Raw genomic sequence first — 26164 nt, forward strand, 5'->3', positions numbered from 1 at the left:
AATTAAGATTCTCTTGCTTTTTTACGACGAGCAGCCAATGCATTCATGCCACGCTTTTGTTTGTCGGCTGAGGGAGTATTTGGTGCAGACAGATCGCCTACCGCACAACCCGATAAATACGCAGCTAAACTCGCCACACTCGGATAAGTAAATAACTCAGTAAGCTGTAATTTAGGAAAATGACTTTGTAATGTTTCATGTACCGCCATTAATAATAATGAATGCCCACCCACATCAAAAAAGTTAGCCTGACGGTCAATCAAACCAAGCTTAAGATGTTGCTGCCAAGCTAAGCTAATAAGCTGTTCAATTTCATTACTCGCTATTTCTATTGGGGCGTCTGTAGCAGTATCTGCAATTGCAGGTAAGTTATGGCGATCTAATTTGCCGTTATTATTCACTTGTAATTTAGGCACAATAACTAGGTGTTTCGGTATCATGTAATGGGGTAATTGCTCAATAAGCGCCCGCTTTAAATTAGCGCTGGTTAATGATTGCTCTGCACTACTTTCAACATACGCAATAAGCTCTAAACCATGTTTAGCATCTTGTGTTACTACTACGGCGGTGTTTACATGAGATAATTGACATAAGTGCTGCTCTATTTCACTTAATTCAACCCTAAAGCCCCGTATTTTAACTTGATGATCACGTCGACCAACATAATGTAATTGTCCACCTTGCCAACGAACTAAATCTCCCGTTGCATACATACGCGCGCCACTATCTATAAATGGGTCCGCTATAAACCTCTGCGCCGTCTGTACTGGTTGATGACAATACTCACGGGCTAAAATATCACCACCAACATAAAGTTCACCAATTTGATTTTCATCAACAAGCGTTAAGTTATCATCAAGCACATACAAACGACGCCCCTGTAAAGGTGTCCCCAATGGGACAGATCTATTAGCTGCTAATGATTGGCAGTCGTAAATTGCTGCTTCCACTACTATCTCAGTGGGCCCATATGTGTTTAACAGCCGAACATGCCCAAGACCAGCGGCATGCCAATCAGCAATCCCATTAACCGACATTGCTTCACCGCCGGAGTGAACTTGGCGTAAATGAGGCAAAACAATAGGTGTGTGCTGTTTAGCCCAGCTTGCAGCAATACTTCGCCAATACGCTGCGCTTAAATCCATTACTGATATATTGTGTTGTAAAGCTTGCTGGTAGAGCGTTTGCGCATCCCATAAGTTATCATCACGTAATACGATGCTCGCTCCAATAGCCCACGTTGGAAAAAGTTGTTCCACAAAGGCGTCAAAGTTGGCAGTAGCAAATTGCAGTACAACATCTTCTTTACTAAGCCCAATAAATTCTTTGGCTGATTCTATATAAAGTGCTAATGCGCCATGGCTAATAGCGACCCCCTTGGCTTGACCGGTTGAGCCAGAGGTATAATTTAAATAAGCAACCTGCTCAACGTGACTAAAAACAAAAGGTACGTCAGTGCCTTGGTGTGGCTTACCCAGTAACGTATTTGGCAATAACCATGCACCAGAAAAATCGGTAATGTCTTGTGATTGATCAGCAAAGATTCCTTGGCAAGCGCTATCTTGTAGCATGTGTTGCAACTTTTGCTTAGGGAGGCTCATATCAAGGGGTAAATAAGCAACACGCGCTTTTATACACGCCAATATACAAGCAAGCATAATAGGAGTTCTTGGTAGCATCACCCCAACAACAGGGTTACAGCCAAGTTCTGAGGCTATTAACCCCCGCGCTAAACAATTCGCTGTTTGTTCTAACCAACCATAGCTGTAATGCGTATTTTGATAGATAATTGCAGTGCTATCTGGCGCGTGTTGCGATACCGACGTTAACCAATTAGTTTTAGGTAACTGGCTACATTTCCCTTGTCCTAACTGTAACCACTGCTTTGTGTTTTGGGTCGGTACTAAGTTACCAATTGCTAGTTGTGGCTGTTGGATAATTTGTGTCAGTAGTGTGTGCCAACAAGCCTTTATTTTTGCTACATAATCACTGTCGAATAATGCGCTGTTATATTGTAGCTCAAGAGCCAGCTCGCCATCAGCAAATAACCGTGAATCTACACTAAAATCAAATTGCGCTTCATGGGGCAATGATTGGATCTGTGCACACGTCAATTCAGGCAGTGACGCTAAGCCATTAAAATCATACTCAACGTGATTAAACATAACTTGGAACAAAGGTGTTTGCCCTAAAAGGCGTTCAGGGTTTAATATTTCAACCAATTTTTCAAACGGGTAGTCCTGATTTTCCTGCGCCATCATTACTTTTTCTTTACAAACATCCAATACACTTTCAAAGCTTTGCTGCGGGGAAATATCTGCCGTGATCACTTGGGTATTTATAAAAAAACCAGCTAAAGACTGCACTTGCGCATTTTGTCTATTCGCTGTTGCAATTGCGATCCGTGGTTTTGCTCTGCCTGCTATGCGATAAAACAATACTTGTAAACTGCTTAATAGCAGCATAAATAAACTAGCATGTTGCTGGTGTGCCACTGCCTGAAGACTTTGTACCTGTTGATAATTAACTGTCAACATGGTTGTAGCTAATGGCACTACATCGAGTTGTCGATGATGTTGCGGCGCTAAAAGCACTTCATCTCCAGCGCCTTGCAATTGTGCTTGCCAGTATGCTAATTGCGCACTAGCTTGCTCTGATAGCAACCAGTCTTGTTGCCAAGCAGCATAATCACTGTAACTTATTTCTGGCTGGTTTGTTGGTAACGGTTGTCCAAGACAAAGGCAGTGGTAATACTTGCTTATTGCCTCAATCAATAACTCAAATGTCCACGCATCAGAAGCAATATGATGCATTGAGAGTAACCAAGTATAGCGCTTATCTGCACTGCGAATTAAACCAATCCTAAAGTTTTCACCTTGATCTAAAGCAAATGTTTGACGACTAAAGTCTGCTATCCAAGCAGCACTTTCTTGCTCATTCTCTTTTTGCGCTCGTAGATCTGCGAACTGCCAATCAAGGGTTTGCGTTACAGTACTTTGTCGCCACTGTCCGTGGTTGTTCTTAAAGTACCGTTGTCGCAAAATAGCTTGTTCGTTTAGCACTTGTTGACACGCTACCTGTAAAGCATCCTTATTTACGACGCCATTTAACGTGAGCTGCGCACCTATGTGATTTGCATTACTATGCGGTTGCAATTGCCATAAAAATACTTGCCTGAGTTGTTGCGCACTCAATGGTGCCTCAACTAAGTCTTGTTTTTCGATAATTATCGAGGTGTTTTTTTTAGTTTGAACTTGTTTAACTAAAACACAAAAATCAACGAATCGGTGAGCGCTAAAAATACTCGTTGTATCTAAATAGCAATTAAACTTTTTTTGTACTTTTGTAAGTAATTGCACCGCTTTAATTGAGCTGCCGCCTAACGCAAAAAAATCATCCTGATCGCCACGTACTGGATAATGTAAAACAGCTTGCCACAATGCGGCCATGTCATTTTCAAATTTGTTCCACTGTGTATGATCTGTTGAATTTTGCAGTATTAATTGCTGTAGCTCTTCACGACTAAATCCCCCGTAAACAGCGAGCTTATTTGCTGTATATAATTTCAAGCACGCGCTACGTTGTAATTTACCGCTAGAGGTTTTAGGTAACCCCCCTTGGTCTAAAAGAATGATAAGTTCTGGACAATGCCCAAATTCAGAAAGAATAAAGTCACGAATGATAATTGCTGTTTGTGTAGCTGGAGTTTGGTTACGATACTGGTTACTCGTTTCAATTGCTAAACCAATCCCTTCACCAGATTCTTTGCTAGGAATAGGGAATGCCGACACTCTTCCTTGGCGTACAAAGCTCAATTGGGCCTCAATACTGCGCTCAAGATCTTGCGGATACAAATTATGACCATTGATAATGATCAAATCTTTTTGTCGACCTGAAATAAACAACTGCTCGTTATAAATATAACCGACATCACCGGTGCGCAACCAACGTTTACCATCAAGTTCAACAAACGTCTCTACTGTAGCAACCTCATTTTGCCAATAACCCAAAGCGATACTCGGACCTGCACACCAGATCTCACCTATTTCGCCAGCCGCTTTGGCTGCAAACGTCGTAGGGCACGAGATCCGTAATGTATGATCAGCTCCCACCAAACCACACCCAACCTGATGGCTATAACTATCCGTATTGCGACTATCTTTTGCCCTTACACTCTTTGCTTTTCCTTTCGCGAGTTGGTTATTATCAAAAGCACGTATATACGCACCTTTGAAAGCTTCACTCCCCGTGACCATTAAGGTGCCTTCAGCCAAACCATAACAAGGATAAATTGCAGATTCTTTAAAGCCAGATCCAGCAAACTTATCCGCAAACTCGAGTAAAGTGTCATGTCGAATAGGTTCGGCGCCAGAGTAGGCAACTCGCCAATGACTCAAATCGAACTGACTCAGTTGAGCTGCTTTAATTCGATCTAAGCAAAGTCGAAAAGAAAAATCAGGTCCGCCAGAAATAGTGCCTTTATAATCACTAATAAGTTGCAACCAGCGTGCTGGCCGCTCCATAAAGTATCGAGGGGATGCCAACACCAATGGGAAACCTACAAACAGAGGTTGTAATAACCCACCAATCAAGCCCATATCATGAAAAAGTGGCAACCAACTCACCATAATATCGTTTTCGGTTGTTTGCATTTTCTGGCTGATCACCCGCTCATTCGCTATTAAATTACCATGGCTAATCATTACGCCTTTGGGTTTTGCTGTAGAGCCTGATGTATATTGCAAAAATGCAATGTCGTTTGGCTTCGCGTCATAACGAGCTGGTGTTTCGTAACAATCATTAAGTTCATCAATTACTAACATTTGGCTATTCGTAAGCTGCTCACACATTATACTTACGGTATCTGCGAAACGACGACTAGTAAGTACCAACGTCGCTTGTGAATCTTCAGCAATACCTACTGTACGTGCAATATGTTGCGCTTTAGTTGACTCTGGCGCAAAGCTGGGGATCGCTGTAACCCCCAAATACTGACATGCTAAAAAGCTAGTAACATAATCAATTCCTGTATCCATAAGAATTAATACACGTTCTTTTGCTGCAACTAATGGCGCAATATGACTGGCAACAAGCAAGCTTTGTGCATAAAGTGCTTTATAGCTATAGGTGATTTTATTTTTACGGTCGACACAGATCAGCGCACACTGCTCTGATTGTTGCTCGACATGGACATACAAATAATCCATGATGGTAATAGCTGTCATGATTTACTCCATTAAAGTTAGCACGTCAGACTTCATCATGACCCTGAGCAGCTTGCTCTGCCATTGCTTTTCTTAAACTTAAAGGGCGCATATCCGTCCAATGTTGGTTTATATAATCTAAGCATAGGGCTTTATTTCCTTCGATACCCACATCAGTCCAACCACCCGGTACTGTTTTATAAGCAGGCCATAGGGAATACTGTTCTTCATGATTAATTAATACTTTAAAAACACCGTCTTCGTTATCAAAACTCATGTGCTGTCCTCTGATCATTGTTTGTTATTGATGGTGTGACGTATAGCGGTGAAAAATTTTTAGTCTTTTTCAATAATCAAATGCTGCTCTTTTGTTATTTGAGTAGCCAGCGCATCGGCAGTAAAAGGTAAGTCAATTAAGTGCGCATTGTTGCTGTAGTAATGACTTTGATCTGCAAAGTGGGCCGAATGACTATTTGCTGATTGTGAAAAACTTAATAACCCCCGTGCTTGAGGGCCGTTATCCGTAAATTCAACAACCATCATCCAGCTAGAGCCAAAATTAATATCAAAACCACGCTTACTTAAGCCCGAATAGGTTGGACGTCCCGATATGAAGTCTGCAATTGGTGTTTCAATGCTGGTAGAGAAACTGGTTAAATCCATATGAGTTGATGTTGAGAACACATTAAACCCCCCTACTCTATGTGCCGCACCTGGCCAAGGAATTTGTTGTTCACCTTTTTGTACAAACTGTACTTTGCTCAATTCTTCGGTTAAAGAAAACCCAGCAGTTTCAACATTTTTTGCTGCAATTAATAGCTTGCGCAAAACAGTTTCAGTTTGACGTAATACACGAGGTGTTATTTGCGGCTGTATAGGGTCAAAAGGAATAGAGAAATCAGCTTTGAAATCTAACTGTTCAGCAAACTCTAAAATTAAATGAGCCGATCTAGCTGTTAAATTAAATGTTCCATCCCATAATTTTACTGCATTACAAGCTGGGTCGACACTAACAACATCTTCCTTAAGGTGCATTTTTTGACCTGCATTATCAGCACACAGTCGCAAAAGATCAGGCATAAACCGTTCAAAATACGTTTCGTTATTTAATAATGCTATTTCTACTTCAGAGCCATTAAATAAGCCGTCAGTATCCGCAGCTTCTAGCATCGCTAAGCTTTGTCGAGTCCGCAAGGACTGCTGGCTATTAACTTTCCCATATAATGGAGAATATCCATGCAAAGGGGACTTCCCATTAGTTAACCAGTACGAATCATTCGCATTTTGCACATAATCAGTTCGCTCAAGTTGCGGAGCGTTTTCAAAGTCAACCTCTTGAGAATAAATGAGCTCACTTTTATCCCCAGGTAGTACAGGCATACCTGTCTTTTTAAATATTTGCGAAATTTGTGGATGTGAACTCAATAATTGTAAAGCAGCAGTAGAAAGTGCAGGAACATTAGAGTCATCAATATAAAATGCACTACCTAACTTATCTACCGCAAGGGTATTATTAAATAACATTCCATCAAAATGTTTAAATGTAGCTTTAAACTCGGCCATTGAGTCAGCCTGATTCAGCGCAAGCCAGTGATCAATAGCATCAAAACTATCTAAATTAGTTTCTTTGATGACATAAGCAAATTCATTATCCCAAGGGAAACGCTGGGCATCCTCAATTACAATCCCCACATCGGTGCGATAAATCGTTTTCACTAAGCGAATAGGGCCTGATGCTGTTTTTACTTCTAATTCAACTTCCTGCGGCTCAATTTCTTGCCATTGTCCATCAATTTGATAACGTAATGGGTTTTTTGGATCAAGCGAAAGGCGATAGATAACAGCATGCTTAGCGGCCGAGAAAGTATGTGTCCATGCAAGTTCATTATTAAAACCAATATTAACAACACCAGGGAAGCCAACAACCGATGCCCCCATTACATTCATTTTCCCAGAAAGCTCGGCTTGATGCGCCCAAAACCTAAAATTTCCACTAAACGGAAAATGCGGATTAGCTAATAAAATTCCTTTACCATTTCGAGTTTTTTCTTTGCCCAGTGCCCATCCATTTGAACCTTGAGTTTGTAGCGATTGATCTAAATTTAATTTCATCATTGCAAGTGGCCAGGATTGCTGTTCATTGGTAACTAACTTTGGCAGCCATTCTTGCTCTGTACCAGGATGAGCTCTCACCATTGCAGGCATAAAACGCCCAGCACTGCTTTGCACCCCCAACATTAATATATTCGCGACAACATCAACAGCAGTGATGGGCTTTACCCACTCTTCTCCTGCACACTCACTTGCTAATGATTCATCCCCGCGTTCTACAGCAGCTAAATATGCATTATATCCCGCAGCAAAGCCCGCAGCTAAAGCCTTTGTTTGCTCAGATAAACCAGCATATGCCCGTTCAGTTCTGCCATGTACATCTAAAATCCTGTATCCAAAATCAGAGATTACATAGTAATTGTCATCAGGTTGTTTATCTGCCCCTAAATATTTTGCCCTCTGTCCCTGTATACGCAGATAACCATCAGCCAAAATACATGCATGATCTTGTGCTTGTGCGTAAGCATTACCATACCCTAACCCATAAAGACTATCTGCTTTGATATGCGCGATACCAAATTGACTACGTTTGATAATTACCTGCTCAGAAGGCAACGCCTCTTGAGTTGATACACCAACATCACCTTGGTAGCACCCCATTAACAACTGCATAACCATGACAACAATGAGTGCTATGTGTTTACACTTAAAATTCATTTATTTCTCGCTTAACTTATTGGAACTAAAAAACTTATTTAAAGAGACGAATGAGTAAGCAATAAAATAACAATTAAATTTCACTAATATTTTACAACTTTATATTGACAACTGACCTGCACCCAAACAATAATAGCAACTGATAACTATTCACATTCGCAGTTGCGGATCTATTCAATATACAAAGGAAGTTGGCAGTGTCAGTATTTGCAGTTCAATGGTCAGAAGTTATTTCTCAAAATAAAACAAAATTACTGATGTTTTTAAACTCTATTTTGCATTGCCCTTACTTATCTGAAGATGCATTACAAGAGACCTTTTTACGATTAGCAACCATGAGTAAACAACAAAATAGTGACGTAAAAAATACCACTAGCTTTACTTACCAAGTTGCGCGGAATATTGCGATTGATATGCTTAGAAAGAAGAAAAGAGATGCTTTGATTGATATTGAAGGGATCCCACTAGATGAGCTACACGACTCCTACTCTGATATAGAAGAACATTATTCGCATAAGCAACTATCTGAATCTATCAACAATACCATGAAAAAATTATCGACTCGACATCAAAACATTATAAGTTTTTACCGTGACGGACGTTTCAAACAAAAAGAAATCGCCAATGTTTATAAAATTTCCCCAACCCTTGTTAATTTTATGATTAAAGAAGTCATACATTCTTGTCAAGTGGAGCTCATACATTAACACATTGTGCAATGTGCATTCATCGCAAGTCACTATATTTTTAACCATTCCTACTTTATAACAGAGCTCATACTGTTTAATAACAAGGAATAAAAATGAAGTTGATTGCCCCTATCGCTGCACTTTTGATAACAACCAGTTTTACTACTTTTGCAAGCCAAGCCGAACAAACTTTCCAGCTTGAAAATGTATTCGACCTTGAATATGCCAATCAAATTGAAATGACTAACGACGGTAAAACCATCTACTTTGTTCGTAATCGCATGGACATTAAAAGCGATAGTAAAGTCAGTAATATTTGGTCTGTCGATAGTAGTTCTAAACAGTTACAGCCACTTACATCCGGTGTGCATATGGATTATTCACCAGTCCTCTCTCCTGATGAATCACGCTTAGCGTTTATTTCAACGCGCGATGGCAGTAGCCAAATTTATGTAAAATGGCTAAAAACAGGCGCGGTTGCAAAAATTAGTAATCTTACTCAAAGCCCTGCAAGTTTGCAGTGGTCACCGAATGGTCGGCAATTACTGTTTAGCCAATTTGTACCGAGTAAAGTTACTCCCCCTATTAATTTACCAGGCAAGCCTGAAGGTGCCAGCTGGGCAGAGCCAGCTAAATTTATTGATGACGTGTATTATCGTGCCGATGGCGGCGGTTATACCAAGCCTGGTTTTCGTCATTTGTTTACTATTGATGCCAATGGCGGTAATGCCCGTCAGTTAACCTCTGGCGATTTTGATCATGGCGGGCCAGTTAGCTTTTCTGAAGATAGTAACAGCCTTTATTTTTCGGCTAATCGCCACACTAACTTTAAACTCAAACCAACAAATTCTGAAATATATCAGCTGACATTAAATGATCTACAAATAACAGCGCTTACCGACCGAGAAGGTCCAGATCAGCAACCGCAAATATCACCAGATGGGCATTATCTTGCCTATACCGGTTATGATGATAAACGTACCAATTATGAAAATACCCAGCTATATATTCGCGATTTAAAATCGGGTGATACCACAAGTTTAACCGCTGATTTTGACCGCAGTGTCGAGCAAATTAAATGGGCTGATAATTCTAGAGGGCTTTATTTTAGTTACGCCAGTGAAGGCCAAACCGCACTCGCTTATCAACCACGTAGCGGCAAACGAAAAGTGATCACACAAAAAATAGGAAGTGTTTCATTCGGTCGCCCTTATTCTGGTGGTGACTTTGATATAAGCGACGATGGAGATGTGGCAATCACGCTTGCTGATACCCAACGCCCTGCTGATATAGCAATAGTTAAAAATGGTAAAACACAACGTTTAACAAAATTAAATGACGACGCGCTTGGCAATAAACAGCTGGCAAAAGTAGAAGAAATTTGGCTGAAATCAAGTTATGACGACTTACCTATTCAAGGTTGGGTCGCCTACCCTCCTGGGTTTGATAGTAGTAAAAAATATCCCCTTATTTTAGAAATACACGGCGGCCCTGTCGCTAACTACGGTCCACACTTTAGCGCTGAAATACAATTATTTGCCGCTAAAGGTAATGTGGTTTTATATATGAACCCGCGTGGTAGTGATTCATATGGGAAGGAGTTCGCGCAAACTATTCATCACAATTATCCTAGTAACGATTTTGATGACTTAATGACTGGCGTTGATGCGCTTATTGGCAAAGGTTTTATTGATCAGTCAAAACTGTTTGTAACCGGTGGCTCAGGTGGCGGTGTACTTACGGCGTGGATTGTTGGCCATACCGACAGATTTGCCGCCGCTGTTGTTGCCAAGCCGGTGATCAATTGGATCAGCTTTGTACTAACTGCTGACTTCTACCCATTCTTTGCCGATTACTGGTTCCCAGGTAAGCCATGGGATCATATTGAGCATTATATGAAACGCTCGCCAATTAGCTATGTTGATAATGTTAAAACACCAACCATGCTACTCACTGGTGAAGCGGATCACCGCACTCCTATTTCTGAGACCGAGCAATTCTATCAAGCATTAAAGCTACAAGGAGTTGATACTGCAATGGTACGTATTCCCGATGCATCACATGGCATAACAAAACGGCCGTCAAACTTGATGGCTAAAGTAGCTTATATTCAATGGTGGTTTGATAAACATAGTAAATAGAAGGGAGTTAGCGAGCTTAAAAAGTTAGATCAGTTAGCCTAATTTCCCCTCGCTAACTTTACTCTCGATCACTTTTTGTAAACCCCCTTTACAAAAAGTGAGTGCTCATTCACATATTCTAAAGTTTACACAAATATCGGACTTTGTAAAAAATCGAGTTAGTAAAATTTCGGTTTATGACGTTTTTGGTCATTGAGTTAGTAAAAAATCGGTTTGAGTCACTGTTTATGGCGTTTAAGTTGGTAAAAAAGTGGTTTGTAGTCGGTTAGAGTTGGTAAAAAATCGGTTTATATTTTCTGATTAATGGCTAATAACGGCCATTTTTATCAAAATCCCCCCTTTCCAAAGAGCTAAAAGCTGATTAAATCGCTAAATTGATAAGAAAAACCACCAAAAAATTGACTTGATTAAACTCTGATCCAAAAATTGAAAATAAATCTGATGCTAGTTAAATACTGATCCAAGCCTTAGTTAAAATCTGATCTGAGCGGCAAAGTTAGTATGTTTGATGCTGTATATCCTCTGTAATTGCTAGCATCAAAAAAAGGGCCTTGCGGCCCTTTGTAATATTATTGAGTTGGACTGTTATGTTAGAACTGGTTCATAGTGTTTGCTTCGCCGCCAGCTTTAAGCGCATTCTCACCTGAGAAGTACTCTTTATGGGTATCTCCCATGTTAGAACCGGCTAAATCTTGATGCTTAACGGATGCTTGTTCGCGGCGAATTTCTTGACGCTGCACATCACGTACATAAGCTAGCATACCTAAATCACCAAAGTAGCCTTCTGACAGAATATCAGTGCTCAATGCAGCCGTGTGATAGGTCGGTAGCGTAATTAAGTGGTGGAAAATACCAGCTTCGCGTGCCCCATCACGTTGGAAGTTTTGTACTAACTCATCAGCTGCGACTGCAAGTTCAGTTTCATCCATCTCTGGTGCCATTAGCGCCTTATTATCATCAATACTTGGATAAGCAGATAGGTCTTTGCCTTCGTCTAACCACTGTTGATAAACTTGTTCGCGGAATTTCAATGTCCAGTTGAACGAAGGTGAATTGTTATAAACCAGTTTAGCGTCAGGAACTTGCTCTTTAACCCGATTAACCAGTTCAGCAATTTGTTTTACATGTGGTTTTTCAGTTTCAATCCACAGTAAATCAGCACCCGACTGCAAGCTGGTAATACAATCTAGTACAACACGGTCTTTTTCTGTGCCTTCGCGGAATTGGTATAAACCATTATCAAGGCGAGTCGGCTTACATAATTGGCCGTTCAGCTTCATTGCCGTATCACCTTCATTTAAATCTTCAACACCGTTAATTGGTGTGGTTTCTAAAAACGCATTGTACTGACTAGCGAGGTCGCCAGGTGTTTGTGATACTGGCACTTTTTGGGTCAAGCTAGCACCAAGTGAGTCAGTACGTGCGACAATAATACCGTTATCAATACCCAGTTCTAAAAAAGCATAACGCACGGCGTTAATTTTTGCTAAAAAGTCTTCGTGTGGCACAGTTACTTTACCGGCTTGGTGACCACATTGCTTCGCGTCTGAAACTTGGTTTTCGATTTGGATAGCACATGCCCCCGCTTCAATCATTTTTTTAGCGAGTAGATAGGTTGCTTCTTCATTACCAAAACCAGCATCAATATCTGCGATGATCGGCACCACATGACTTTCAAAGTTATCTATTTTATCAAGTACCGCTTGTACATCACCACCAGTTGCTTTGGCGTTATCTAAGTCTTTAAATAAATGGTCAAGTTCACGGGCATCAGCTTGTTTTAGGAAAGTATAAATTTCTTCAATCAACGCCGGTACTGAGGTTTTTTCGTGCATACTTTGATCCGGCAGTGGGCCGAACTCTGAGCGCAGTGCAGCAACCATCCAACCGCTTAGGTATACGTAGCTACGCTTAGTGGTTTTTTGGTGACGTTTAATCGCCATCATCATTTGTTGGGCAGTAAAACCATGCCAGCAACCAAGCGATTGTGTGTATTGGCTGGTATCAGCATCATATGCAGCCATGTCTTCACGCATAATGTCAGCTGTAAACTGGGCGATATCTAATCCCGTACGAAAACGATTTTGTAAACGCATACGGCTTGCATATTCAGGACTAATTGCTTGCCATGTTTTACCTTGTGCTTGACAAAGTGTAGCTAAAGTATCGGTTTCACGTTGATAAGTAGTCATAATAAAAAATCCTCTGAACGGGTTAAAACTAAATTTTATTTATATGGTTGTGTGAGAGGCTTAGGAGTTAATGCTCCGTAGCGCTTAAATCAACATTAGGCCGATTTGTTTGATTTAGTAAATTTATAGTTGTTATGCTGGCTATATATTTAGTGAATGGCTAAAAGAACACCTATTGCGTATTTTTAGGTTATGGTTAACAAAAGATTGCTACATGCAGTCAATTGCACCGCGACCGTTTAAAAGGATATCGATTATGACACTCTCTCACAGCCAATTTGGATTAACCGTAGATAACCAATTAGCCAATTTTGTTAACCAGCAACTGCTACCCGGTACAGGTATTAGCGAACAACACTTTTGGCAAGGATTTGCTGAAATTATTGATGATTTAAGCCCTATTAACCGTCAGCTGCTTATTAAGCGTGAAGACCTACAACACCAGATTGATAGCTATCACGTTGCCCACAAACACTGGGATGCAGCACAATACCAACAGTTTTTAACTGACATTGGTTATTTAGTTCCTGAGCCCGATAATTTTTGCATTGAGACAGAAAATGTTGAGCCTGAAATAGCCCGCACAGCTGGCCCTCAGCTGGTTGTGCCAGTAAGTAATGCACGCTTTGCACTTAATGCCGCTAACGCACGCTGGGGGTCGTTATACGATGCCTTATACGGTACTGATGTACTTAGTGAAGAAGATGGTGCGGAAAAAGGCAGTACATATAATCCGGTTCGCGGTTTTAAAGTAATGGCCTACGCAAGGCAGTTTTTAGATAAAGCGTTACCACTTGAAAATGGCTCACATATTGAAAGCACTAACTACTCTGTAGTGAACGGGCAACTTATTATTACCCTACGTGATAGCTCACAAACCACCTTAAAACAACCAGCGCAACTTGTTGGCTTTCAAGGTGAAGCACAAAATCCCAGTGCAATTTTATTACTCAGTCATGGCCTCCATATAGAGTTACAAATAGATCATAATCATAGCATTGGTGCAGCCGACAAAGCGGGCTTAAAAGACGTCGTTCTCGAAGCTGCACTTACCACCATCATGGATTGTGAAGACTCCGTTGCCGCCGTTGATGGCGAAGACAAAGTGCAAGTTTATCAAAATTGGTTAGGTTTAATGAAAGGCACGCTCGCTGAGTCATTCACAAAAGGTGGCAAAACGATTGAGCGTACACTCGCCAAAGACCGCAGTTATTCAGGTATTGATGGCAAACCGCTAAGTCTAAAAGGGCGTAGTATGATGTTTGTGCGTAATGTTGGCCATTTAATGACAAACCCTGCGATTCAAGATAGCCAAGGCCGCGACGTATTTGAAGGTATCATGGATGCCATGATCACGGTCACTGCCGCACTGCATGACTTAAATGGCAATAGCCCGGTAAAAAATTCAACTGCAGCCAGTATCAATATTGTCAAACCGAAAATGCATGGTCCTGAAGAAGTTGCTTTTACCAATACATTATTTAGTCGTATTGAACAGCTTTTACAGTTACCGAAAAACACCATCAAAATGGGCATTATGGATGAAGAGCGCCGTACATCGGTGAACCTAAAAGCCTGTATTAATGCTGCTAAACAACGTGTGGTATTTATCAATACTGGCTTTTTAGACCGTACAGGTGATGAAATTCATACCTCAATGCAAGCAGGTGTAGTATTACCAAAAGCAGCCATTAAGCAACAAGCTTGGATCAATGCTTATGAAGACAGAAATGTCGATATTGGTTTACAAACTGGGTTAAGTGGTCGCGCACAAATAGGCAAAGGTATGTGGCCAATGCCCGATAAAATGGCATTGATGATGGAGCAAAAAATTGCCCATCCGCAATCAGGTGCTAATACTGCTTGGGTGCCCTCCCCTACTGCAGCCACCTTACATGCTATGCACTATCATTATGTTGATGTGTTTGCCTGTCAAAAAGCGATTGCCCAGCGTCAACACGCTAGTTTAACAGAACTATTAACTCCGCCTTTGATGGTTGATCCTAATTGTTTGAGCAAAGAAGATATTCAGGCAGAGCTGGATAACAATGCTCAAGGTATTTTAGGTTATGTTGTACGTTGGATTGATCAAGGTGTAGGCTGTTCTAAAGTGCCTGACATTAACCATATAGGATTAATGGAAGATAGGGCTACACTGCGTATTTCAAGCCAACATATGGCTAACTGGTTGCAGCATGGGGTATGCACGCAGGCACAAATAGCAACGACTATGGCGAAAATGGCAAAAGTAGTGGATGGCCAAAATGAAGGGGATCCGGCTTATGTTAATATGGCTGATTCAGTGCAAAGCTTAGCACAAAGTATTGCATATCAAGCGGCATTAGCCCTTGTATTAGAAGGAGTTAAACAACCCAGTGGTTATACTGAACCATTATTGCATGCGTTTCGTATAAAATACAAAGCGCAACAATAACTCCCCTTCGAGTTTGTTAGTGTCATATTGCCAGCCCTTGGGCTGGTTTTTTTTTGCTTAAATTATCCTTTAGCCATAATTCTCCTGAATAACCAGCATTCAGAAAAATAAGCTATTACCAACAAAAAAGCACATTCCAGCAATGAAATGCGCTTTATATCATCTCGAGACTACTAACTGTACTCTCGTTAACTTTATAGCTTCAGCCTAATTTACTACAATGGCGTTATGATAAACGTTTTGTACGTCGTCACAATCTTCCAACATTGCAATAAATTTATCAAAATTAGCGATAACATCGGCATCAGTAATTTCTATATGTACTTGTGGCACAAAGGTAATTTCGTCAACTTCAAAATTAATACCTTCAAACGCCTCTTCTAATGCTGTTTTGGCTTTGTAATATTCGGTATGGGGAGCAAAAACCGATACTTTGCCGTCTTCAACTTCAACATCGGTTACATCAACATCAGCCATCATTAATGCTTCAAGTATCACTTCATCATCGTCACCACTAAAGCCAAGTACAGCCAAATGATCAAACATATGAGCTACACAGCCTGGCGTACCTATTTTTGAGTCAGTTTTAGTGAACGGTAAGCGAACATCTTTAATAGTACGATTTGGGTTATCTGTTAAACAGTCAACAATCACCATACAATTACCTGGGCCATAGCCTTCGTAACGGGCTGTTGCATAATCTTCACCAGCTCCGCCAGCAGCTTTTTCTATCGCTTTTTCGATAACATGTGCTGGTACTTGATCTCGCTTTGCACGTTCGATTAAGCGTTTTAGCGACTGGTTTACTTCTGGATCAGGTTCACCATTTTTTGCTGCTACGTAAATTTCTTTACCGTATTTAGAATTAACTTTGGTTTTAGCATTGGCTGTTTTCGCCATGGAGCTTTTACGTACTTCAAATGCTCTGCCCATCTTATGCCTCTATTGGAAACTCGATATTGGCGACATTTTAACAATTCGCACTGTATTGGGCTAGTGATTAAATGGCTGCAAAATCACAATAATGACATTCCATTTTACAGCACTAACATTTATAAAAGTTAAACAACACGCTATTTAACATAACACAACAAAGTCAGCTAAACGGAAGCATTTGAAAGTCGAGATTGTTGTGTTTGTCCTAAATTATTTATTAACTTAGGCAATTCAGAAAAATGATGCAGAATATAATCCGCTTGATCTGCATATGCAGGAACATCACTTGGTGCATATAAACAGGCACGCATATTGGCATTATGAGCAGCCTGAATATCATAAAGGTAATCACCAACATAAAGTATGTGTTGCTGATCTATTCCCCATAATGTTGCGATTGCATTCAAAGCACTCGGATCTGGTTTAGGGGGCGCATCACTTCGCGTGAGCACAGTTTGAATTGGTAACGGGTTATTTTTTAGTTTCAACGTAGTAGCGCGGTCGTAATTACGTGTCACGATTGCCATTGGTATTGCTTGCTCTTTTAAACGCGCGATAGCGTGCGCTACACCGGGTAACAACGTTGCATGTTGAGCATCAATAAGCTCATGCTGATGGACAATATTCATTGCTTCCTCACGCATATAAGGCGAAGGAAGCCCCTCAATAAAACTAAGTAGATCATGCTCGTCTGGGCAACCGACTTGAGCTTTGATGAGAGTAAAATCAAGTTCAGATGATACTAAGGTGCCATCTAAATCAAAAATAACCCCAGCTACTGTACTTTGATACGTATTCATACCACTCCTTGTATATGATTTGATTTTCATCCAAATTACTTACTTTAAGATAGTTTACGCAATTAGATATGAAAAGGGACATATTCGTATTTAATATAAAAATTAATAAAAAACGCGCACAAAACTACTGTACGCGTCGGTTGGGGGGCTTTTAAATTTGCCTACTTTGTTTGCTCTACCCCAGTATTAGCTGGTTCAAAGCGCGCTTCTAGCCAAGTGTCATCTTGGGTAAAGTGCAATGTTTTCACTTTGCCTTTACCTTCAACATTAACCATATTCACTTGCGCAGGCCATAAATCACGCAGCGCACCGTGACTCATGCGGATCCCTTTAATGTCCTTAGGGATTGGCGCTTCTTGGTAAACCCAAAAAAACTTACCATCAACTTGCGCACCCACATCCTTTAGCACTAGCGGCTCACCGCCGAGTGTTTGTAAAGCAACATGTGATTCTATGTAATCTACAAAGCGTTGTTGATCTTCTTTATTACTAATAATATCTGCACCACCGGCAAATAAATGCTCCACAGCATGCTCGGTATCATGTAAATAAAAACGATGCATTAGCTCAATATTACTAGTACGTTTATTAAATAAAACTGTAGTTACTGATGCTTTAAGTTGATGCGCCATCGCTGGCATAGCACCTATAAAAGCAAAAACAATAAGCATAAAACGCATTATTCTTGCTCCTTATCGCTGTCTTTTTCGTCACCTGTTTTTAGCTCAGTTTTACTATCGTGCATGATATCGCGGCTGACTTTGGCTTTACTTTGCTCTTTTTTATACACTTCAATACGTGAAGGGATAATACGACGAGGGTAGTTATTATTTTCAACATCTACGTCCGCAGTTTCCCAACGAGGATCAACCGTTACTGATACCAAAGGCTTGTTCTTATCAGTAATAATAAGTTTTTGCACATGTTTGTGGTTGCGACGCCAAATTTCGGCAGGGATCATACGATCTTCTTTAGTACCATCTTCATAGCTAAGCTCAAGTAAAATTGGCATTACTAGGCCACCTAAATTCGAAAATTCAAGCACGTAATAGTTTTTATCTTCTGCAACTGCGCGATCGAGTACTTTACGCTCCCATGGCTCTAAGCCTTTTAAGAATTTATTATACGAGTTGCGCTCTTTGTTAGTAACAGTGAAGCGGTCGTTTTCATCGTAGAAATCAGTTACGTCGGAGTTTTCTTCAACCCATAGCTTTTTAGCTTCAGCCTTATTGCGTTTAACAAATAGTGGCATAGGTTTAGCCGCTTCAATATCACGTAGGCGATTAAAATCTATATCAGGGTTTTTGGTATCTAAACGTAATTGATAGACTTTATCGAGCGAGATATCAACATGATCAGTGCTATAGAACCAGCCACGCCAGAACCAATCTAAATCAACACCTGATGCTTCTTCCATGGTACGGAAAAAATCAGCAGGGGTAGGGCGCTTGTACTTCCAACGCTGGGCGTACTCTTTAAACGCAAAATCAAACAGCTCACGGCCTAAAATCACTTCACGCAAAATATTCAATGCGGCCGCAGGTTTGGTATAAGCATTAGGCCCTAAACGCAGTACGCTGTCTGACTGAGTCATTACCGGCACTTGATTTTCAGACTTCATGTAGGCAACAACGTCACGTGGTTCAACCCCCCATGGAATAGTTGGATCCCATTCACGCCCAGCAACACCATCTAAAAAGCTGTTTAAACCTTCATCCATCCAAGTCCATTGGCGCTCGTCTGAGTTCACCACCATAGGAAAGTAAATATGACCAACCTCGTGGATCACCACGCCAATTAAAAAGCGCTTTTCAGCTTGTGAATAAGTACGCGAACCGTCATCCTGTAACTCAGTTCGTGGGCCATTAAAGGTGATCATTGGGTATTCCATACCGCCTACAGGACCATTGACTGACTGCGCAACAGGGTATGGATAATCAAATGAAAAGCGCGAATAAACTTCCATTGTATGCACGATTGCTTCGGTCGAATACTTCTTCCATAGATCGCCACCTTCTTTGGGGAAAAATGACATAGCCATCACTAATGGCTGATCATTACCGCCTTGTTGGTAACCTTTTGCATCCCACATAAATTTACGCGAAGACGCCCATGCAAAGTCACGCACATTTTCAGCTTTAAAGTGCCATGTTTTGGTCTTGTCTGTGCCTTCTTTTTCATTTTCTAAGGCTTCATCTTCAGTAACGATAAATACTGGACGCTTTGTATTTTTGGCCTGTTCTAAACGGTTTCGCTGAGTACGGGTCAGCACACTACTAGCATTATCAAGCTTACCTGTTGCTGAAACGATATGATCGGCAGGAACCGTGATCTCAACATCATAGTCACCAAATTCTAGCGTAAACTCACCACTGCCTAAGAAGGCTTTATTAGTCCATGCTTCGTAATCTGTATAAGCAGCTAGACGCGGAAACCATTGAGCAAGTAAGAATATATCGTTGCCATCTTTTTCAAAGTGCTCATAACCAGAACGAGCGCCAACGGCATCTTCTTCTACGATGTTAAAAGCAAAGTCCATACTGAATTCGGTGTCTTTACCTGGTTTCAGTGGTTCATTTAAGTCAATACGCATTAGCGTATCAACAACGGTGACTTTTAATTCTTTACCGTTATCATCTTTAATATTAGCAATCGTAAAGCCAAGTTCATTGTCACTCATAAATTGTTGACGACGTAGCTGGCTTAAACTTAATTTAGTTGCTTTTGGTTGTGGATCTCCCTGTAGGGCAGAGCCGTTAAATGTAGCAGTACGTTCTGCAATAGAGTCGCTTTTAAAAATATTTTGATCGAGTTGCAACCATAAATACTTGAGTGTGTGCGGTGAATTATTTTTATACTCTATGGTTTGACTTGCAGTTAAGCGACGTGCTTTTTCATCAAGCTTTGCATCGATGTCGTAATTAACATGCTGCTGCCAGTATTTTTCACCAGGTTCACCTGCTGCACTGCGATAAACATTCGGTGTAGGCAGCACTTCATCAAGTTGGCGAAACTTATCAACATAACTGCCTTTTGTTTGCTCAACTGCAGAAGCCATAACAGTACTTGAGAAAGCTAACGGTAAAAATATAGCCCCTAAAGTTACAACTGCTTTCTTCATAATTAATCCTGTTAATTTTTCGTAAGCATACTTTGTCAAAACTGTGGGACATATTCAATAAAATAGCGATAAACCGCCGCATTTATGGGGTAAAAATAACTAATTCTTAAATACTGTCATTAACAACACGGCAATCATTGTAAAGGGGGTTTACAGCAACTTTTGTACGAAATTCAGACTTAATTAATGCTATTCTATTACAGTTAGCTTTACAGTTAGTGAACATGTAACCTAAACTATGGATAATGAACCTCTTAACCATAGTGCTGAGTAAGTTAACTATATACGAGGGTTACTATGAAACTTTACATTGCAAAAAAGATCTAGGTTGCGGCAATTCCAGCATAAACTGAGCAACTAAATAAGTATTAAAACTGTGGCTTTGAGTTTGTTGAAATAGTCGTGGCTTGCGATAAAAACGACGCATGCAATCGCTTTCAAAAACAAAATTAAAAATGTAAAAGTGGCTTGTTTTATGCAGTAGTTTGGTGGTTATAAGCATAACTTTTAGCTTAATTTCGGCTATTTTTGTATTAATGACTAAATAATGAATTCTTTAGTTGACCTTTATAGTCATTTGTATTTAAAATCGCCCACTTTTTTGATTTGAGGGAGTTAAAAGCGTCGCTTTTCTCCTCAAAAGTGTTTCAACATACTAGTAAAATGCGGTGGGCATATGGATTTTTATATCCTAAAAAAACAACAAGAAGTAATTGCAATTCCAGCAGATGAACAAAGTTGTAAACAGTATTTAAATTCGGGTTATTTTTATATCGATAAAGTAGCTGCCTGTAACGAAACGAATGCGTTAAAAGTACTACAGGCCAAACAAGCCAAAGCACTAAAAATACCATTAGTTCTGGCATTGTTAGCTTTACCCATCGTGACCTTTGCTTGGTATAACCTAACAAGTTAAAGATTCAGCCTGCACCCTTGCATCTTAATTTAGCTTGGGTATATTGACGCTCTTAACTGTTTCTTAAGAGCGTGACATGAAAGTCTTACATACCTCCGATTGGCATTTAGGCCAACAATTTTACGAACACAATCGCTGCCAAGAGCATCAGGTGTTTTTCAGTTGGCTGATAGACACGCTCGTCACACAACAAATAGATCTGCTGTTAGTCGCTGGTGATATTTATCACACAGCTACCCCGCCTGCTAGCAGTGAAAATCAACTCTACCAATTTATAAAAGATGCCAAAAAGCACTGCCCTGCATTACAAATAGTGCTTATTGCCGGTAATCATGATTCTGCAAATCGCATAATGGCCGCCCAGCCGCTGCTTGCTCAGTTTGATACTCAGGTCGTAGGCCGTTTTGATTCGAACAGCCCCGCAGATGTGGTACTGCGTTTAAACAGCAACTCTGTAACAGCTCATATCGTTGCAATGCCATTTTTACGTGCCAGTGATATTAGTTCACTTTGTCACACTGAAAACGGTCACGATTACGCTCAAGGAATAGCTAAGGCGTACCAGCTAAGTATTGAGCATGCGCTCATTGATAAGCCTACCACAACGCCATTGATAGTGATGGGGCACTTACATGCCAAGGGCGGTGATATCTCCAGTGATTCTGAGCGAAATTTGATAATTGGCGGAGAAGAATCAGTCACAGCAAACGTGTTTAGCAATCATGCTGATTACGTTGCGCTGGGCCATTTGCATAAAGCGCAAATAGTCGCAAAGTCCGAGACAATCCGCTATAGCGGTACGCCAATGCCGATGTCGTTTTCAGAGCGCAACTATAAACACCAAGTATGTGTTGCTGAGTTTACAACCAGCACTGATGATACGATTGCAGTGACTGTAAACCCCCTTTACATTCCTCGCCCAGCAGAAGTGATTTTATTACCTGAAGGAGAGTGCGTACCTCTTGAACAATTATGCCAACAACTATCGAGCCTAGACCTAAGCCAAAATAGCCAAGCTCCCTATCTAAGAGTAAAGCTCAGTGCGGGGGATACCGATACAACTTTTCGAGAGCAAATTGAAAAAGCGCTAGACAACAAAGATGTGCGCTTTTGCGGCATCGAGCGCGTTCGTCAGCAAAATAAAGAGCAGCGTTTAACTGTATTTGAAGATTTAAGCCAAGTTGAAATGCTCAACCCGCAAATGTTATTAGAGCAAGCATTTGCCAATAACAAAGATATGACGGGGCAAGCTGTCCCGGATGAGCTAAAAACCCTTTTAAACGATGTAATAAGCGAACTTGCGGAGCAAGAACAACTATGAAAATAACCGCAGTGCGCATCCATAACTTAGCCTCGATTGTTGACGCCGAAATCGACTTTACCAAAGCACCGTTAAGAGATGCTGGTTTATTTGCCATAACGGGCGACACCGGTGCAGGAAAAAGTACTTTTTTAGATGCGATTTGCTTAGCTCTTTATACTAAAACAGCTCGTTTGAGAGGTGATAAAGGTAACTTAATAGATTTTAATGGCGACAGTATAAAGTTAAATGATCCACGTAACTTATTACGTAAAGGAAAATGGGAAGGTTTTGCCGAGGTCGATTTTTTAGGCCAAGATAAACAGCTCTATCGCACGCGCTATACCATTCAACGAACTCATAAAAAAGTAACTGGCAAGTTAAAAGTAGCAGAGCACAGCCTCTATACTTTGCCAGACGAAACGCTAATAGCTGATAAAAGCAACACCATAAAAGAAGTCGAAAGTAAAATAGGGCTCAACTTTGAACAATTCTCGCGGGCGGTATTACTAGCGCAACATGAGTTTGCGGCATTTTTAAAGGCCACGGGTGATGAACGAGCTCAGCTTTTAGAATGCTTAACTGGCACAGATAAATTTAGCTTGATTGGTAAACGTATTTTTGAGCGCCATAAAGAACAGCTAAATAAACTCGAATTGCTCAAAGCCAGTTTAGCCAGTTATACCTTACTCACTGACGAAGAACTTGCCGCGAAAACTCAACTACTTGATGATTTAAAACAGCAAATTGAAGATACTACAAACACCTTAGCTGGCATCGAGCAGGATATAAACTGGTATAAGCAAGCCAATAACTTAGAGCAAGCACTGAATCTAGCACAACAAAATCAACAACAAGCCAGTACAGCGCTTAAAGCCATTGCAACACAAAGTGAACAGGCTAAACAAGCGCAAAGTGCACTGGAAATTAAAGACAATCGCAATCGTTTTAAAAGCTTAACGGCGCAAAATAATGAATTAAATACCAAGGTAAATGATTTAAAGAGTATCGATCACGCGGCACTCATTACTGATCTTGCCAGCGCACTTGAAAAGCACAACAAGAGCTTGCAAACAGCGAAACAACAACAAAAAAGCGCAGAACCAATCATTGCTAAAGCGCGTGAGCTCGACAATCAACTTGCGATGCAAACACAAACAATAACCAGCATTACAAGGCAAAATGAAAAAGAGCAAAAACAACTTACTCATTTACAGCAGCAATTTAAACAAAGCCAAGCAAGTCATCAACAAGCAAAAAAACATTCCGAGCAACATCTGCAATGGCTGAACCAGCACAGTCAACTTAAGCAACTAGCGAGTGATTGGAATTACTATCAGCATAGCTTTAATCAGTTTTTGCACGCTAAGCAGCAATTTGCAACAATGACTGAGCAAAGTACACAGTTAGCAGCTGAGCTTATACGGCAAAACGAGCAGCTGGAAACACAAACTAAAAAACTGACGCTAAGCGAACAAACGCTTTTAAGCGAACAACAAAAACTTGATCAACTCAACAAGCAACACGGTCAGTTTAATATTGAGCAATGTGATGCCAAACTTAAAAGTATCGATTACTTAAAAGAGCAACGCGAGCGTTACAAACAGTTTAATCAAGAGCTAAAGCAAAGCACGCAACAACAAAGTGTTATTGCAACCAAGCTAAGTCAGGGCGAGCAAACACAAACAACGCTAACCCAGAACCTTGTAATGCGAGAACAAACGCTTAAACACAGTGAATACGCACTAAATCAAGCTCGCTTGCGTGCCAGCGAAAGTGTCGAACATTTACGTGCTCAACTTACGCCAAATGAACCTTGTGTGGTATGTGGGGCAACCGAACACCCATTCGCAGATCAGCAATTAACTAACTTAATCGCTGCTTTTGAAAATGACTATAAAACTGCAAAACAGCACTACGAAAATGCCCTAGCAGAGCTTCACTCGCATCAAACTCAGCATGCAGTGCTCGTTGCTGAACACACACAACACAGCCAAGCGGTACAGACTGCACAGACTAAACAGCTTGAAATAAAACAGACCATGCAAGCGGCCCGTACTGAACTTAATGACTTAACCTCAGAGCAATTGGAGGCCAGTTACATTGCGCTCAATGAACAAAAAACACAGTATTATGCAACACAAAAACAACAGCGCAACTTGCAAGAGCAGGTAAACCAACTGCAAAGTACCTTTAAAAATGAGCAGCAAGCTCAACAACAGTTACATACACGCCACCTTGAACTAAGCAATCAACAAAGCCAGCTCAATAGCAAGCTAAGTGAGCTAAGCACACAAATTAATGAGCTAACAGCGACCCTTGATTCACAATTTCAAGAGGCTCAATTTTGGCAACAACTGCAAAATAATACGCTTGATTTAACTGTGTTAAACCAGCAAGTTAAACAATATCAGCACAACCAAGAGCAGCTTGATCAAGCGCAAAAACAACTCGATAGCGCTGACCAACAGATGCAGCAGTTTACACCGCTGATCAATGATGCAGAGCAAATCTTAAAAAACCTAAATGATGATTTAGCCAAAGCACAGCAACAACATAGCAGCTCACAATGTGAGCGCTTAGCGTTATTTAATAATGAACACATTAGTGCTGACGACTACCAAACGAAGCTAGCTGCTCAACAAGAGCAATGCCAAGCACAGCTTCAGGACAGCCAAAAAGCGCACGATAACGCGATAAAACAACGCGACGAGCACGCGATAACGCTGCAAGGCCTCGAGCAACGGCTACTTGAAAATGCGCAAGAACAAGCTGACCTCGATACTCGCTATAATCAATGGTTTGCTGAATTTAAAAGCCGCTACAGCGATGCAAGCCACGAACAGGTCACAATTTTACTAACACTAAGTAGCGATGAAATTAAAACGCATTTAAAGCAACATGAACAATTAGCGCAAGCTTTAATAGATGAAAATGCCGCGTTAAAGCAGCACAAACACGCTTACTTACAGCATCAAAACAGCGATAAACCTAAGCAAAGCCATGCTGAGCTTATTCAACAGTTAGCCAATTTAAACGATCAGCAAGCTGCGCAGCACAAAGCACAGCTTGCAACCAATACTGTACTTGAGCAGCACAATCAAAACCGTCAGGCGCTGCAAGGCAAACAAACTGAATTGGCAACCTTACAAAAACACGTCGAGCAATGGCATGTACTTAATAAAGTCTTGGGTGATGCAACGGGTAAAACCATGCGTAACTTAGCACAAACGCAAACGCTAAAAATATTATTACACTATGCAAACAGCCACTTGCGAACGTTAAACAAACGCTATGAACTGACTGCTATTGAGCAAACCTTGGATATCGCCATTGTTGATAAGGACATGGCCGATGAGCAACGTTCAGTTAATACCTTATCCGGCGGCGAGTCGTTTTTAGTTTCGTTGGCACTTGCGCTGGGCCTTGCATCTTTGTCATCCAATAAAGTAAGTATTAACTCTTTGTTTATTGACGAAGGCTTTGGTACGTTAGACAGTGAAACATTAAGCATTGCCATGGATGCACTTGATTCATTACAAGCGCAGGGGCGCAAAGTGGGCGTGATCTCCCATGTATCTCAAATGACAGAACGGGTTGCTACCCAAGTTCATGTCGCCAAGAAACCTGGTGGCTATTCGACTGTTACAATTATTTAAGGA

At 40.8% G+C, this 26164-nt stretch carries 14 protein-coding genes; 6 read left to right on the top strand and 8 right to left on the bottom strand.

From position 1 onward, the window contains the following. Window positions 1-2: 2 nt before the first annotated feature. Genes J7338_RS16155 through J7338_RS16165 form a run of 3 tightly spaced genes read right to left on the bottom strand, consistent with a single transcriptional unit; the run spans window position 3 to window position 7973 of the window. The gene (locus J7338_RS16155; protein ID WP_210797997.1) at window positions 3-5225 is read right to left on the bottom strand and encodes a non-ribosomal peptide synthetase; all 5223 of its coding nucleotides are present in this window, start codon (window positions 5223-5225) and stop codon (window positions 3-5) included. A gap of 25 nt (window positions 5226-5250) precedes the next feature. Continuing rightward, window positions 5251-5481 (bottom strand): MbtH family protein, encoded by a 231-nt coding sequence (locus J7338_RS16160; protein ID WP_210797998.1) that lies wholly within the window; start codon window positions 5479-5481, stop codon window positions 5251-5253. Window positions 5482-5540: 59 nt separating this feature from the next. Next, a complete protein-coding gene (locus J7338_RS16165) occupies window positions 5541-7973 on the bottom strand; it encodes a penicillin acylase family protein (protein WP_210797999.1) in 2433 nt (810 codons plus the stop codon). 197 nt (window positions 7974-8170) lie between these two features. On the opposite strand from J7338_RS16165, the gene J7338_RS16170 reads away from it, so the two are divergent. Further along, a complete protein-coding gene (locus J7338_RS16170) occupies window positions 8171-8680 on the top strand; it encodes an RNA polymerase sigma factor (protein ID WP_210798000.1) in 510 nt (169 codons plus the stop codon). A 95-nt stretch (window positions 8681-8775) separates the two neighbouring features. Then, window positions 8776-10803 (top strand): S9 family peptidase, encoded by a 2028-nt coding sequence (locus J7338_RS16175; protein WP_210798001.1) that lies wholly within the window; start codon window positions 8776-8778, stop codon window positions 10801-10803. 590 nt (window positions 10804-11393) lie between these two features. On the opposite strand, the gene J7338_RS16180 is transcribed toward J7338_RS16175, so the two are convergent. Beyond that, window positions 11394-12995 (bottom strand): isocitrate lyase, encoded by a 1602-nt coding sequence (locus J7338_RS16180; RefSeq protein ID WP_210798002.1) that lies wholly within the window; start codon window positions 12993-12995, stop codon window positions 11394-11396. A gap of 256 nt (window positions 12996-13251) precedes the next feature. Between J7338_RS16180 and J7338_RS16185 the strand changes: the two genes are divergently transcribed. Continuing rightward, the gene (locus J7338_RS16185; RefSeq protein ID WP_210798003.1) at window positions 13252-15429 is read left to right on the top strand and encodes a malate synthase G; all 2178 of its coding nucleotides are present in this window, start codon (window positions 13252-13254) and stop codon (window positions 15427-15429) included. Between the two features lie 207 nt (window positions 15430-15636). Here J7338_RS16185 and J7338_RS16190 read toward each other — a convergent pair whose 3' ends face one another. The 4 genes from J7338_RS16190 to J7338_RS16205 form a co-directional block, all read right to left on the bottom strand. Beyond that, window positions 15637-16362 carry a YebC/PmpR family DNA-binding transcriptional regulator gene (locus tag J7338_RS16190; RefSeq protein WP_210798004.1) on the bottom strand — a complete coding sequence of 242 codons (726 nt, stop codon included), beginning with the start codon at window positions 16360-16362 and terminating at the stop codon, window positions 15637-15639. 167 nt (window positions 16363-16529) lie between these two features. Continuing rightward, window positions 16530-17165 (bottom strand): HAD family hydrolase, encoded by a 636-nt coding sequence (locus J7338_RS16195; protein ID WP_210798005.1) that lies wholly within the window; start codon window positions 17163-17165, stop codon window positions 16530-16532. A 161-nt stretch (window positions 17166-17326) separates the two neighbouring features. Then, the gene (locus tag J7338_RS16200) at window positions 17327-17845 is read right to left on the bottom strand and encodes a DUF6702 family protein (protein WP_210798006.1); all 519 of its coding nucleotides are present in this window, start codon (window positions 17843-17845) and stop codon (window positions 17327-17329) included. After that, a complete protein-coding gene (locus tag J7338_RS16205; protein WP_210798007.1) occupies window positions 17845-20286 on the bottom strand; it encodes a M1 family metallopeptidase in 2442 nt (813 codons plus the stop codon). Before J7338_RS16205 ends, J7338_RS16200 begins: the two co-directional genes overlap by 1 nt. Window positions 20287-20962: 676 nt before the next feature. Here J7338_RS16205 and J7338_RS16210 point away from each other — a divergent pair. From J7338_RS16210 to J7338_RS16220, 3 genes are all read left to right on the top strand, one after another. Beyond that, window positions 20963-21202, top strand: a complete 240-nt coding sequence (locus tag J7338_RS16210; protein ID WP_210798008.1) for a hypothetical protein — start codon at window positions 20963-20965, stop codon at window positions 21200-21202. A 76-nt stretch (window positions 21203-21278) separates the two neighbouring features. Continuing rightward, window positions 21279-22523 (top strand): exonuclease SbcCD subunit D C-terminal domain-containing protein, encoded by a 1245-nt coding sequence (locus tag J7338_RS16215; protein WP_210798009.1) that lies wholly within the window; start codon window positions 21279-21281, stop codon window positions 22521-22523. Then, window positions 22520-26161, top strand: coding sequence for an AAA family ATPase (locus J7338_RS16220; protein WP_210798010.1), 3642 nt, complete (start codon window positions 22520-22522; stop codon window positions 26159-26161). Before J7338_RS16215 ends, J7338_RS16220 begins: the two co-directional genes overlap by 4 nt. Window positions 26162-26164: the final 3 nt, after the last annotated feature.

It is taken from the genome of Pseudoalteromonas ostreae, from assembly GCF_018069805.1.
In the GTDB taxonomy this organism is placed as follows: Bacteria; Pseudomonadota; Gammaproteobacteria; order Enterobacterales; family Alteromonadaceae; genus Pseudoalteromonas; species Pseudoalteromonas ostreae.